The organism is Pseudomonas purpurea (assembly GCF_039908635.1).
Classification (GTDB): Bacteria; Pseudomonadota; Gammaproteobacteria; order Pseudomonadales; family Pseudomonadaceae; genus Aquipseudomonas; species Aquipseudomonas purpurea.
The window spans coordinates 3,916,130-3,928,618 of the sequence record NZ_CP150918.1 but is presented as its reverse complement, the minus strand read 5'-3'; the positions used below and the strand labels follow the sequence as shown (position 1 = coordinate 3,928,618).

The window sequence follows — 12,489 nt, the reverse complement described above, 5'->3', positions numbered from 1 at the left end:
GTGCGCCAGTGAATGTGGTTGCGCTGAAGTCGGGCGTGTAGCGCGAAACCTTAACCCAAAACCCTCAAACCTGCGGAATTCTGCGTGCGGTTATTTGCCTCGCAACGGGTTCTGCGCCAAAGCGGTTCATCGACAGGCATGCCGTTGATGCGGCGGGCGCCAAGCTGGTGCGCCCATAAGGCCTGCGAACTGCTTTGGTGCTTTTTATTGCCATAAGGGCTGCCCTCTCCATGGAAAATTTGCAAAGTGCTGTGGACACACTGGTTCATGGTTCCAACACCCTGTTCATCCTCATCGGTGCCGTCATGGTGTTGGCCATGCATGCCGGTTTTGCCTTTCTGGAGGTGGGAACCGTCCGACAAAAAAATCAGGTCAACGCCTTGTCGAAAATCCTCAGCGACTTCGCTGTTTCGACCCTGGCCTATTTCTTTATAGGCTATTGGATTTCCTATGGGGTGAGCTTTCTGCAACCGGCGGCGGTCATCAGCGCGGACCATGGTTATGGGCTGGTCAAGTTCTTCTTCCTGCTGACCTTTGCCGCGGCCATTCCGGCCATCATTTCCGGTGGCATCGCCGAGCGCGCCCGCTTTGTGCCTCAGTTGTGCGCAACGGTGTTGATCGTGGCGTTCATCTACCCGTTTTTCGAAGGCATGATCTGGAACGGCAACTTCGGCTTGCAAGCCTGGCTGCAAGCGCGTTTTGGCGCCGGGTTCCATGATTTTGCGGGTTCTGTGGTGGTGCATGCCATGGGCGGTTGGCTGGCGTTGGCGGCGGTGCTGTTGCTCGGCCCGCGCAATGGTCGTTATCGCGAGGGGCGGCTGGTGGCGTTCGCGCCTTCGAGCATTCCGTTTCTGGCGCTGGGTTCATGGATCCTGATCGTCGGCTGGTTCGGCTTCAACGTGATGAGCGCGCAAACGCTGCAAGGCGTCAGCGGATTGGTGGCGGTCAACTCGTTGATGGCGATGGTGGGTGGCACGGTGGCGGCGTTGATTGTCGGTCGCAACGATCCGGGTTTTCTGCATAACGGGCCGCTGGCCGGGTTGGTGGCGATCTGCGCGGGTTCCGATCTGATGCATCCGGTCGGCGCGCTGGTGACGGGGGCGATTGCCGGTGCCTTGTTCGTGTGGTGTTTTATTGCCGCCCAGAGCCAATGGAAGATCGACGACGTGCTGGGTGTCTGGCCGTTGCACGGCATTTGCGGTGTGTGGGGCGGAATTGCCTGCGGGATTTTCGGCCAGAGTGCATTGGGCGGGCTCGGTGGCGTCAGCCTGATCAGCCAGTTGATTGGCACGGCGCTGGGTGTCGTCGTGGCCCTGGCTGGCGGATTCGGGGTGTATGGCGCGATCAAGCACCTCCATGGCCTGCGGCTGAGCCAGGAAGAGGAGTATTACGGTGCCGACTTGTCCATTCACAAGATCGGAGCGGTCAGTCAGGATTGATGATCGGCGACCGCAGCCCCCAAGAGATATCGCCATGGGGCCGGCGGTCGCGATGGGGTTATTGCCCGGCCAGCAGCCGTGCCTCGCAGGCCTCGATGGCGGACAGGGTGCCGGACATCAGTACCTTGTCGCCGACTTGCAACAGGCCGGGCTTGTCCATCGGCAGGTCGGTGCCGTTGCGTTGAATCGACTGGACGTCGCCACCCAGTTGTTCCAGTCCCAGCTCACTGAGGTGCAGGCCACAAGCATGGGCGTCTGCCGCCAGGTTGACGGCGTGCATCAGCACTTTTGGCTGCCCCCGGTTGTCCAGCAAATTGGCTTGAGCTCCGTGATAAAAACCATGCAGCAGGCGATAGCGATTGTGCCGGACTTCGTTGACGCGCTCCTGAACCTGCGGTTCAGGCAGGCCAAGCATGATCAGCGCATGGGAGGCGAGCATCAGGCTCGACTCCAGCAACTCGGGCACCACTTCATTGGCCCCGGCCGCTTTGAGTTCGGCCAATTGGCTGTCGTCGCGGGTGCGCACCAGAATCGGCACGTGGGGATTGATCCGCCGCGCCTCCTTGAGCACGATCATGGCGATGTCGGTCTTGTCCACGGCGATGACCAGCAGCCGCGCGCGCTCAAGGCCCACGGCCGCGAGCAGTTCACCGCGCCGGGAATCACCATAGTGCACGCAGCTTTCGCCCGCGGCCGCCTCCTGGACCCGCACCGGGTCGTCGTCCAGCGCAATGAAACCTTGTGCTTCGCGGCGCAGAAAACGCCCGATGGACTGACCCACCCGGCCATAGCCACAGATCACCACATGCCCCTGCAACTCGGCATTTTGTGCAGTGATTTCGTCGAGTTTCGCCTCTTCGTTGGGTTTGCGATGCAGGTGGGCGGCAATGCGTGGCGCAGCGCGCAGCAACAACGGCGTCACCAGCATCGAGCAGAACGTTGCGGCCAGCAGCAGGCCGCTCAATTCGGTGGGCATCAACTGGCTCTGCTGCATCTGGGCCATCAGCGCGAAGCAGAATTCCCCGCCCTGGGCCAGTGCGAGGCCGCTGCGCCAGGCGGTTTCGCCATCGCTGCCCCGCCATTTGACCAGCGCCGCCACCACGCAGCCCTTGATCAGCAGCAGTGTCAGCGTCAGGCCGAGGATCAGCAGGCCGTGGCTGGCAAACAATTGCAGGTCGATCAACATGCCGATGCTGACGAAGAACAGCCCGAGCAGAATGTCGCGAAACGGGCGGATATCGGCTTCGATCTGATGCCGGTAATGGCTTTCTCCCAACAACATGCCCGCCAGGAACGCGCCGAGGGCAGGGGAGAGCCCGAGCAGGTGGGTCAGCCACGCGGTCAGCAGGACAATCACCAGCGCCAGCAGGACAAACAACTCGGCGGAGTGGGAGGCGGCGACTTCATGGAACAGTCGCGGCAACAACCAGCGACTGGCCAGCAGCAAACCGGCGAACAGCACCAGGGTTTTGGCCAGGGTAATCGGCAATGCCCAGTACCAGGGCCCTGGTCGCTGTTACCGGCGAACACCGGCACCAGGGTCAGCAGCAACACGGCAATGACGTCCTGGAACAGCAACACGCCAATCGCGTTCTGACCGTGGCTGCTGAAAATCTCGCCAAGGCTGGTCAACTCCTTGCTGACAATCGCCGTGGACGACAACGCCAACCCCGCCCCGAGCAGCAACGCTGCTGTGATCGGCATGCCAAACGCCATCAGCAGGCCGCCCAGCAACACACTGGAGCACAGCACTTGCAGGCTGCCGAGACCGAACACGACACGGCGTAACGCGAGCATCTTCGACAGGGAGAATTCCAGGCCCAGTGAAAACAGCAGGAACACCACGCCCAGTTCGGCGAGGTCCGGCAAGCCTTCGCTGTCGTTCACCCAATCGAACGCGGTCGGCCCCACCAGCAGGCCGACACACAGGTAGCCCAGCACAGGGGGTAACTTGAGGCGCCGAAACAGCGCAATCACCACCAGGGATGAGGCAAGGATGATCAACAGATTGGCAAACACGGAACACTCCATTTCGGGGTTTGAGACACGCAAGCGTAGAGGCAAAAAAAGCCGCGAGCATCGCTCAAATGGCTCGGGTGCAGAATGATGTACGTCAGGGTTTTGCGTATCGGGTTGGAATCGTCCTTTGCCCAGGGCCTCAGGGCCTTTGGCTCGACGGCTTTTCATGACGGGCCTAGAATAATCACCCTCTCTTTACTGGTTTGATTGTCATGCCTCCTGAATGCCAATTGTTCGGCACCCTTGGTTGCCACCTCTGTGAACTTGCCGAAGCGGAAGTCATGCCGCTGGTCGAGCATGGTTTGTTGGTGGAACTGGTCGACATTGCGGACAGTGAAGCTATGTTTGAGGCCTATGGCCTGCGCATTCCGGTCTTGCGCCGTGTCGATACCGGGGCGGAGCTGGGCTGGCCGTTCGATACCGAGCAGGTCGTGGCGTTCTTGCGCTGAGGGCTGCCGTCCCGCCCGTCGTGTTTCCCTCGTTCTGCGTTGGCGTGATTTCGATTATTCGTTTACTGTACGCATATACAGCGATTGCGTGCGTTTGCCTGGCCCTGAACGGAGGGCTGCTTTTCAGGGCTGGATGTCCATCTGCTTTACTCATGCCGACAATGGGCGTGAGTCGAGGCGATCTGGACGTCGGACAAGGCGGGTACAGCTGAAAGGCATCAAACGGACGATAAAACGAGAGGGATGCAGCATGGTCAATGTCGAACAACTGAAAAATAGTGTGAACCGGATGTCTATCGAGGTGGTGCGTGAGGCGGTCCTCGAATTACGTCTCGATGGTCTGGTCACGGAGGGGAAAACGCCCTTCAACAAAGTGCATTTCAATACCTGCTTTGCCGAAATCGAAGCGTTGTTCCAGCGCGCAGGCTATCACCGGCAACTGGACGTGGTGGGTTATCAGGGCTTGCTCTACGCGCTTTATGATCCGGGCCGCTGGGAGGCTGTCGATGTGCTGCGCTGGCTGAAGGAATTTACCGAGGCGGCCTCGCAACGGGCATTGGTGACGGCATGACTCGGGAGAATCTCTCCTAGGTTCACTTCGCCCCATGCGGGATAATGCGGGCCTGCTTTTTTCGTCAGAGTTTTCGAATGTCTTCTTCCCCTTTTTCTGCCGCACAGAACCAGGCCAGTACGCTTTACCTACCGCCCGGGGCGTGGTCGACCGTGCTCGATTGCCTGTGCGCACACTTCAGTGCCATCAGCCGTGCGCAATGGCTGGACCGTATCGCCAGGGGACGCGTTCTTGATGGTCAAGGCCATGCCATAGCGGTTGATCTGCCTTACAAGGAAGGGCTGCGCATTCACTACTTTCGTGAAGTGCCCGACGAAAAAGCCATTCCCGTGCTCGAGACGATCCTGTACGCCGATGAGCATCTGGTGGTGGCGGACAAACCCCATTTTCTGCCCGTCACACCTGCCGGTGAGTACGTGGAGCAGACGTTACTGCGTCGCCTGATCCGGCGCCTGGACAACCCGCATCTGGTGCCTTTGCACCGTATTGACCGGCACACGGCAGGGCTTGTGTTGTTCTCCGCCAACCCGCAAAGCCGTTCGGGCCTATCAGTCACTGTTCCCGACCCGACAAATCGAAAAGCGCTATGAAGCCATCGCCCGCGCCTTGCCGCAGTTGTCCTTTCCTCTGGTGCACAAAAGCCGATTGATCGATGGCGAACCGTTTTTTCGCATGCAGGAAGGTCCTGGTGTCAGCAATACCGAGACGGCTGTCGAGGTCAGGGAGAAGAGCGGCGACTTGTGGCGCTACGGGTTGTACCCCGTGACCGGGAAGAAGCATCAGTTGCGGGTGCACATGACGGCATTGGGAGCGAGTATCTGCAATGACCCGTTTTATCCCGAGGTTGTGAAGGATGCCGAGGATGATTACGCCAATCCCCTGAAACTACTGGCTCAGGGTCTGCGTTTTGTTGACCCGGTCACCGGGCAGGAACGCGAATTCGAGAGTGAAATCACTTTGCAGTGGTGATGTAAACGATAAAGCCCGCACGAGGCGGGCTTTATGTGTGTAGCCCAGGCTTACATATCTTTAACGGTGCGAACCTGATCTTTGTTGATGCGGGTTTGCTTGCCATCCAACTGTTCGAATTCATAGAAACCCGACTCGGAATCGAATTTTGGGGTGTCGACAGACTGGATTTCGCGACCGTCATTCAGAGTGATCACCGTTGGCGAAGCGCAACCGGCGAGGGTGGCGAGGCCCAGGGCAAGCATGAAAGTGGCGAGGGTCCGTTGAGTCATGGTGTGTCTCCGAAAATGATTACTTTTGGTTACTGACCTTGAGACGTATACATCGCGTGCAAGTTCCTTGGCTAGTGTCAATCTGACACGCTGTTATGCAGGTGTAACAGCTCCGGGGTGTTCAGATTGGCCAGTCGGGGATCATTTTCGGGGCATTGCAGGGCACTAGCTCCAAGGTTTCGCATGACCCGCCCAGGGCTGCGCTCGCCCTCGGCCCAGGCTTTCTCAAAGGCACTGGCCAGTGCAACAGGGATGACACAGAGCAAAGGCTCCCAGTGTTCGCCGTGACGCAGCATCAGGGGTTTTTCCGGTTGCCGGTCAGCGGTCTCGCGCATGGCGCTGAGCAGATCGGCATCTATGCGTGGCACGTCGCAGGGGAGTACCAGCAGATGCCCATGCCGGGCGGCTGCCAGGCCAGCGCGGATACCGGCCAAAGGGCCCGGGAAGTCACCGTCATCATCGTGGACCAACTGGTCGGCATAGGGCGCATAGCGTTCCGGATTGCGGTTGCAGGAGATGATCAGGTCGTTGGTCAAGCCGCGAGTCAGCCGATGCAGGTGTGCAATCAGCGGCTGGCCTTGCCACTCCAGCAGGCCTTTATCCTGACCGCCCATGCGTTGGCCGCGCCCGCCAGCCAGAAGCAGAATGGAGCACGGTGCAAGAACGGTGTCACAGGTCATTGGGCTTCTCCCGGAGGGCGGCTAAAAAAGGGGGCGCTGTGATATAACACCGGGCTGTTTCCCCTACAACTGGACGAGCCTATGAAAGCCAAGGCTGATGTACCTTTCGCACCGCTCAACATTGCGGTTCTGACGGTCAGCGACACGCGCACGCTGGAAACCGATACCTCGGGGCAGGTGTTCGTTGACCGCTTGAGCGCTGCTGGCCATAACCTGGCAGCTCGGGTGCTGCTTAAAGATGATCTCTACAAAATCCGTGCGCAAGTCGCGACCTGGATTGCCGATGATATCGTGCAGGTTGTGTTGATTACAGGTGGCACAGGGTTTACCGGCAGGGACAGCACACCTGAAGCGGTCAGTTGCCTGCTGGACAAACAGGTCGATGGTTTTGGCGAGTTGTTCAGGCAGATTTCAGTCGCGGATATCGGGACCTCCACCGTGCAATCCAGGGCCTTGGCCGGGTTGGCCAATGGCACGCTGGTCTGCTGCCTGCCGGGTTCGACCAATGCCGTACGCACCGGTTGGGACGGGATTCTGGCCGAACAACTGGACTCACGGCATCGCCCGTGCAATTTCGTGGCCCATCTGAAACAGGCGGCACCTTGTGAATCCCGCGGGTAAGCCAGGAAAATCGGGTGGGCTGATGCCGGTTGAGGTAGCCCTGCAACGGCTGCTGGAACTGGCCGAGGCCACGCCGATTGTCGAGCGCGAACGCTTGCCGCTGGCTGCGACAGCCGGTCGCGTACTGGCCGAGGACCTGGTATCAACCCTGGATCTACCCCCCTGGCCCAACAGTGCGATGGACGGTTATGCGCTGTGCGTGGCTGACTGGACCGGTGAGCCGTTAGTGGTCAGTCAGAAAATCTTCGCCGGGCAAGCGCCCGAGCCGCTGGTGCCTGGCACCTGCGCCAGGATCTTCACTGGCGCCCCGGTGCCTGCGGGTGCCGACTGTGTCGAAATGCAAGAAAACGCGGATTTGCAGGCCGATCAGCGAGTGCGTTTCACCCAAGTGATGCGCGCTGGGCAGAATATACGCCCTCAAGGCCAGGAAACGACCATCGGTGAGACGGTATTGCCGGCCGGTACGCGCCTGGGGCCCATAGAACAAGGGTTGGCGGCGTCTCTTGGCTGCGCAGACCTGACGGTGGTGCGCAGGGTGCGGGTGGCGGTGCTGTCGACTGGCGACGAGTTGATCGAGCCGGGTCAGGCGCTGGGCCCGGGCCAAATCTACAACAGCAATCGGGTCCTGCTGTGCAGCTGGTTACAGCGTCTGGGGTGCGAAGTCATTGATGCGGGAATCCTGCCGGATGATTTACCGACGACGCGTAGCCGTCTCGCAGCCCTGGGGGATGTGGATCTGATCCTGTCCTCGGGCGGAGTATCGGTCGGTGAGGCGGATTTTCTCGGTATCGCCTTGCGTGAAGAAGGTGAGCTTGCGCTCTGGAAACTGGCCATCAAACCCGGAAAACCGCTGACGTTTGGGCATTTTCGCGGTATGCCGGTGATCGGTTTGCCGGGCAATCCTGCGTCGACGCTGGTGACGTTCGCGTTGCTGGCGCGCCCTTATCTGCTGCGGCGCCAAGGTGTGAAAGACGTCGAGCCGCTGAAATTCCAGGTGCCTGCGGGATTTGTCTGGTCCAAGGCGGGCAATCGCCGGGAGTACTTGCGTGGGCGTCTGGATCAGGGGCGGGCAGTTATCTACAAGAACCAGAGTTCAGGCGTGCTGCGCAGCGCCGCTTGGGCCGAGGGGCTGGTTGAGGTGATGGAGGAGCGCACGCTGAGCGAGGGTGACCCGGTGAACTTCATTCCGTTGAGCGAGGTCCTGGGTTAGGGCCCGTTCACGGATGTGCCAGGCCCGGCGTTACCGTCGGGCTTGCGCGTTCGCCGATTGTATTCAGCGAGTCAGTAGCTGCACCAGTTGGTCGAACCGACTGTTGGCGATCCAGCCAGCCACCCCGATGATCACCACCGCCGCGCCTGTTGAGTAGGCGTTCCTGTGTTTGATGGACTTGAGGTCACTGCACACTTCATCCATGTCGCTTCGCAGGTGCTTGAGGTGGGTTTCCAGTTCCGAGATGCGATGCTCGATACCTGGTGCCCCACAGGGCTTTTCCCGTGGGGTACGTTCAGCCTGATGAGGGGCGTCATCGCGAACCAGTCGCGCGGGTAGGGCGGATGACAGCTTGAACTCAGGGCTGGGCATGATGCACACCGCTTCGATTTTTGAAGGTGGTGGACAATGGCGCCCCGGTGCTGATCGTTCGTGCTGAGGCCGTCCAGGTGTTTCCATACATGGGTTTGCACTTCCTTGTGGTGTGTGTGGTGACCGCGTTCACAAAGGTCTACGAATCACCCATGCCCGTCAATTGAGGGGATTCGTCTTCATTTGTAAGAAAAGTAGCCGTGCGCAAATCGCTTGTAGGATCTATGGCCCCTGGCTGAGTGGTGCTTGTTGCTAATGAGTTCTCCTCTGTTTGGCTCTTTCCGGTGGGTGTGAGGTCACATACCCCACAGGCATTCAATTGGATGGAGTGACACCATGAGCGAGCGCAAGGCACTGTTGATTTTGCACGGCAAGCAAGCACTCAACGAAGACGTCCGGGCGGCTGTCGAGAGTCGGCGTGAGCAAGGTTGGGAGTTGGCGGTTCGACTGACATGGGAGGCGGGCGATGCCCGGCGCCTGGTGGGTGAAGCGCTGGCGGCGGGTTATACGCAACTGATTGCCGGAGGTGGCGACGGCACGTTGCGTGACGTCGCCGAGGCCATGGCGCAGCACGCCACCGAGGCCAGTCTGGTGCTGTTACCGTTGGGCACGGCCAACGACTTTTCCCGTGCCGCAGGCATACCGCTGATGGTGGCAGAGGCGTTAGAGCTGCTGGACACTGCGGCTCATGCGATTGATCTTGGGGAAGTTGACGGCCATATGTTCTTGAACATGGCCACGGGCGGGTTTGGTAGCCAGGTGACGGCCAACACCAGCGAAGACTTGAAGAAAGTGCTCGGCGGTGCGGCGTACCTGTTTACCGGGTTGTCACGTTTCAACGAACTGCACGCCGCGTATGGCGAGTTGCAGGGGCCGGACTTTCATTGGCGTGGTGAACTGCTCGCGCTGGGTATTGGCAATGGTCGGCAAGCTGGAGGAGGGCACGTATTGTGCCCGCAGGCCCTGGCGGATGACGGCTTGCTGGACATCAGCATTTTGCCCGCGCCGCAGGAGCTGGCAGGGACGTTGAGGGACCTGTTGGCCGATGGTTGGGGCATCGACAATATGTTTGTGCGAGCGCGCCTGCCGTGGGTTGAAATCAAGGTGTCGGAAGGTCTGTACATCAACCTGGATGGCGAGCCGATGCAAGGTGAAAACTTGCGTTTCTCCATCCGCCCGGCGGCGCTGCGGGTGCACCTTCCGGGGGACTCACCCTTGCTGAGAGGCTCGATGAAACTCAGTCATCCAGGCTGATGATCTGTTCGCGCACGGCAAACAACACCAGGCCCCGCGACGTCGTAGATCTGCAAGCGCTTCATGATCTGTGAACGATGGGTTTCAACGGTCTTGATGCTCAAGCCCAGGCCGTTGGCAATTTCCCGCGTGGATTTGCCGCGTACGATCAGGCGCAGTATTTCCAGCTGACGGGCTGTCAGGTTGTGGGTGTCTGCTTGTTCCGGCTGGTTTTTCTGAGTGCGGGTCAACGCCTGGTTGATCACCGTGTGGGCAATGGCCGGGCTCAGGTAACGCTCATTGTTGCGCAAGGCTTCGAGCGCGTGTTCAAGCTCGGTGGCCGTGGTGTCCTTGAGCAGATAGCCATGAGCGCCGGACTCGAGGGCCTGCATGATCAGCGCCGGGTCCGTATGCATCGACAAGATCAGCACCTTGCTCTGCGGGTGGACGGCTTTGAGTTTTTCCAGCGCCTGCAGGCCGCTGGTTTCCTTCATGGAAATATCCAGCAGCACAATGTCCGGGCTGAGCGCTTCGACCATGCCTAGCAGTTGGGAGCCGTCATTGGCCTCACCGATCACGGCATAGCCTGGAATGTCCATGACCAGCGCACGTACGCCAGCCCTGATGAGGGAGTGGTCATCCACCAGAAGCAAATTACAAGTCAATGTAAAACCTTATTCGTACTGGCTCGTTCGCGAGCCCGGGGCGCCCAGGGGAAGAGTGCTTCGATTTGTGTACCTTTGCCGGGTTCGCTGGTCACGGTCAAGGTCCCGCCCAGTTGATCGATCCGTTCTGACATACCTGCCATGCCCCGCTGACCTTCCTGGCCGGGATTGGCCGCCGGGAAAAACCCCTGGCCGTCGTCGCTGATGAACAACGTCAACCCTTGAGGCAGGCGCTGGAGTTGGACCAGCAGGTTTTGAGCCTGGGCATGGCGAAGGATGTTGGTGATGGCTTCTTGCGTGATACGAAATGCCGCCACGGCCATCTCTTCGGGAATCCCGGCCAGCCGCTGCTTGCATTCCAGGCTCCAGTGCACTGGCGTATTGGCCAGCGTCTTGAGCATGTGCGCGCGCAAACTGGCTTCAAGCCCCAGGCTCGCCAACTGTCGGGGATTGAGAATGGCCGACACATCGCGAACTTTGGTGAGTGTTTCTTCGAGGATTTCGCACAGAACGGAACACTGGCCCTGCAAGTCGTCGGGCAGGCGTCGTTTCAGCCATTCGCTTTGAAGTTTGGCGGCGGTCAGCAGTTGACCGATGTCGTCGTGCAGCTCGCGGCTGAGGCGATGACGTTCGTTCTCCTGGACTTCAAGCAAGCGATCGGCCAGTTCCTGAGGCTGGAACTTGATGGATTTACCCGAGCGTAAATATTGAATCCAGACGCAGATCATTGCCGCCAGATTCACCAGCACAAGCACCAATGGTAATTGGCGGGTCATGCAATAGGCCAGCAAGCAACCGAGTGCCGAAAGGGTGCACAGCAACAGCGTGAACTGACGTGCTTTTTTTCGGGAGGGTGGCCAGGTGGCGAAGGACTTGAGGCTGGCGTACATAGCGGATGGAGCCAATGGGTGTTCGCTGCGGGTAGACCGGTCTGGCAACTGACAGGTCTCTGTCTGGAAAACGGTGATTTGAATAGTTGGCCTGAGTCACGTGCAGATTTTTACCGGAATCGAATGCTTGGGATGTGCAATCTGAAATCACGGTGCCACTAAGTGCATCAACTAACAGGCGGCATACTACCACTTAAGATACCGTTGGTCGCGCTCGGTATATATGTCCTAAGAGTCAGGAAATGAGTAGCAGTTTGGACGCGGGTTCCAGTTTTTCGGTTTCTATGTTTATCGTCATCATGAGCAAAGTGTTTTTGGAAAATGTCCCTGTTTTTGCAATGCATAATTTGCCGGATACTGAGGGGAAATTATTAGTTACCAGTTAATTCAAAGCTGTCGCTATTGGATATGAGGTATTCAATTACGACCGGTTCAACGCAAGGCCCATTGTCCTGAGATCGCATTCGATCTTGGCTGTCGAGTTGCACAACTCAGGCTTGTCGCAGTGAAAAGCTATGCCGGGTGAATGATCGCGAGGGGGACGGCAACCGGGGCTGGTTCAGCCCGACCTGAGAAGCAAAGGCTTCGATCAGCGAGGTTTGCTCGCTTTCGTCCAGGCTCAGTTGGCCTGTGTTTGGGTCAATCAGCTCAAGTTGCCAGGCCATCAGTGTGAAGCAGTCCTTCAAGGCACCCAGTGCCTCTTCATGCAGGTCCATCTGGGGCGGCGCATGGCTCAGCAGGCCATGAATATGCCGCGAGAATTCGGATACGGCCCGCAATGCCAGTGCATCTGCCTTGCTGGCAAGCTTGAGTAACGTACTCAGCAGGCAATCGACGGCGTCCTTGTCGTTGCTGATGAGTTGCAGATGACACAGGCACTCTTCGGATTTGGCCAGTAATGTTTCGGCCTCGAGCAGGAACCCGGGAAGTCTGTGCTGCCAGTCATTACCGTCTTTCAGCATGCTTTTCTCCGCAACGTCATGTCGGGTGAGGGAATGTCGCGTGTGGCGAGTGACCCTGAGGCAGCGCCGAGGGTTGACCGGATGGTTTCGCGGGAGTTCGCGAGGGTCAAAGAGGCGTGATGCAGTTTGTTTGCAGT

The 12,489-nt window shown here is 59.0% G+C and carries 11 protein-coding genes and 3 pseudogenes; 7 read left to right on the top strand and 7 right to left on the bottom strand.

Features of this window, described 5'->3' with window-relative positions:
• Positions 1-230 precede the first annotated feature (230 nt).
• Positions 231-1,439, top strand: coding sequence for an ammonium transporter (locus AABM54_RS17550; protein WP_347901262.1), 1,209 nt, complete (start codon positions 231-233; stop codon positions 1,437-1,439).
• A gap of 58 nt (positions 1,440-1,497) precedes the next feature.
• Here the strand turns inward: AABM54_RS17550 and AABM54_RS17545 are convergent.
• Positions 1,498-3,458 (bottom strand): annotated as a pseudogene (locus AABM54_RS17545) (cation:proton antiporter).
• Positions 3,459-3,670: 212 nt separating this feature from the next.
• On the opposite strand from AABM54_RS17545, the gene AABM54_RS17540 reads away from it, so the two are divergent.
• The 3 genes and pseudogenes from AABM54_RS17540 (at position 3,671) to AABM54_RS17530 (ending at position 5,447) form a co-directional block, all read left to right on the top strand.
• Positions 3,671-3,907 carry a glutaredoxin family protein gene (locus AABM54_RS17540; RefSeq protein ID WP_347901261.1) on the top strand — a complete coding sequence of 79 codons (237 nt, stop codon included), beginning with the start codon at positions 3,671-3,673 and terminating at the stop codon, positions 3,905-3,907.
• A 250-nt stretch (positions 3,908-4,157) separates the two neighbouring features.
• The gene (locus tag AABM54_RS17535; protein ID WP_347901260.1) at positions 4,158-4,478 is read left to right on the top strand and encodes a transcriptional regulator; all 321 of its coding nucleotides are present in this window, start codon (positions 4,158-4,160) and stop codon (positions 4,476-4,478) included.
• Positions 4,479-4,555: 77 nt separating this feature from the next.
• Positions 4,556-5,447, top strand: a pseudogene (locus AABM54_RS17530) (pseudouridine synthase).
• Between the two features lie 50 nt (positions 5,448-5,497).
• On the opposite strand, the gene AABM54_RS17525 reads toward AABM54_RS17530, so the two are convergent.
• Together AABM54_RS17525 and mobA are read right to left on the bottom strand one after the other, a co-directional pair.
• On the bottom strand, positions 5,498-5,719 hold the full coding sequence (locus AABM54_RS17525; protein WP_347901259.1) for a YgdI/YgdR family lipoprotein: 222 nt from the start codon (positions 5,717-5,719) through the stop codon (positions 5,498-5,500).
• A 77-nt stretch (positions 5,720-5,796) separates the two neighbouring features.
• Positions 5,797-6,399 (bottom strand): molybdenum cofactor guanylyltransferase MobA, encoded by a 603-nt coding sequence (mobA, locus tag AABM54_RS17520; protein ID WP_347901258.1) that lies wholly within the window; start codon positions 6,397-6,399, stop codon positions 5,797-5,799.
• A gap of 81 nt (positions 6,400-6,480) precedes the next feature.
• On the opposite strand from mobA, the gene moaB reads away from it, so the two are divergent.
• Positions 6,481-7,020, top strand: coding sequence for a molybdenum cofactor biosynthesis protein B (moaB, locus tag AABM54_RS17515; protein ID WP_347901257.1), 540 nt, complete (start codon positions 6,481-6,483; stop codon positions 7,018-7,020).
• 22 nt (positions 7,021-7,042) lie between these two features.
• Positions 7,043-8,230: a gephyrin-like molybdotransferase Glp gene (glp, locus tag AABM54_RS17510; protein ID WP_347901256.1), complete on the top strand. Its 1,188-nt coding sequence runs from the start codon at positions 7,043-7,045 to the stop codon at positions 8,228-8,230.
• Positions 8,231-8,293: 63 nt separating this feature from the next.
• On the opposite strand, the gene AABM54_RS17505 is transcribed toward glp, so the two are convergent.
• Entirely contained in the window at positions 8,294-8,602 is a 309-nt protein-coding gene (locus AABM54_RS17505) for a hypothetical protein (RefSeq protein ID WP_347901255.1), read from the bottom strand.
• A 336-nt stretch (positions 8,603-8,938) separates the two neighbouring features.
• On the opposite strand from AABM54_RS17505, the gene yegS reads away from it, so the two are divergent.
• The gene (yegS, locus tag AABM54_RS17500; protein ID WP_347901254.1) at positions 8,939-9,856 is read left to right on the top strand and encodes a lipid kinase YegS; all 918 of its coding nucleotides are present in this window, start codon (positions 8,939-8,941) and stop codon (positions 9,854-9,856) included.
• Here the strand turns inward: yegS and AABM54_RS17495 are convergent.
• The 3 genes and pseudogenes from AABM54_RS17495 to AABM54_RS17485 all read right to left on the bottom strand — a co-directional run bounded on the left by AABM54_RS17495 (position 9,840) and on the right by AABM54_RS17485 (position 12,352).
• Positions 9,840-10,500: pseudogene (locus AABM54_RS17495) on the bottom strand (response regulator). The gene yegS and the pseudogene AABM54_RS17495 overlap by 17 nt on opposite strands.
• Entirely contained in the window at positions 10,497-11,390 is an 894-nt protein-coding gene (locus tag AABM54_RS17490; protein ID WP_347906237.1) for a sensor histidine kinase, read from the bottom strand. Before AABM54_RS17490 ends, AABM54_RS17495 begins: the two are co-directional and overlap by 4 nt.
• Before the next feature lie 491 nt (positions 11,391-11,881).
• Positions 11,882-12,352, bottom strand: a complete 471-nt coding sequence (locus AABM54_RS17485; protein ID WP_347901253.1) for a hypothetical protein — start codon at positions 12,350-12,352, stop codon at positions 11,882-11,884.
• Between the last annotated feature and the right edge of the window lie 137 nt (positions 12,353-12,489).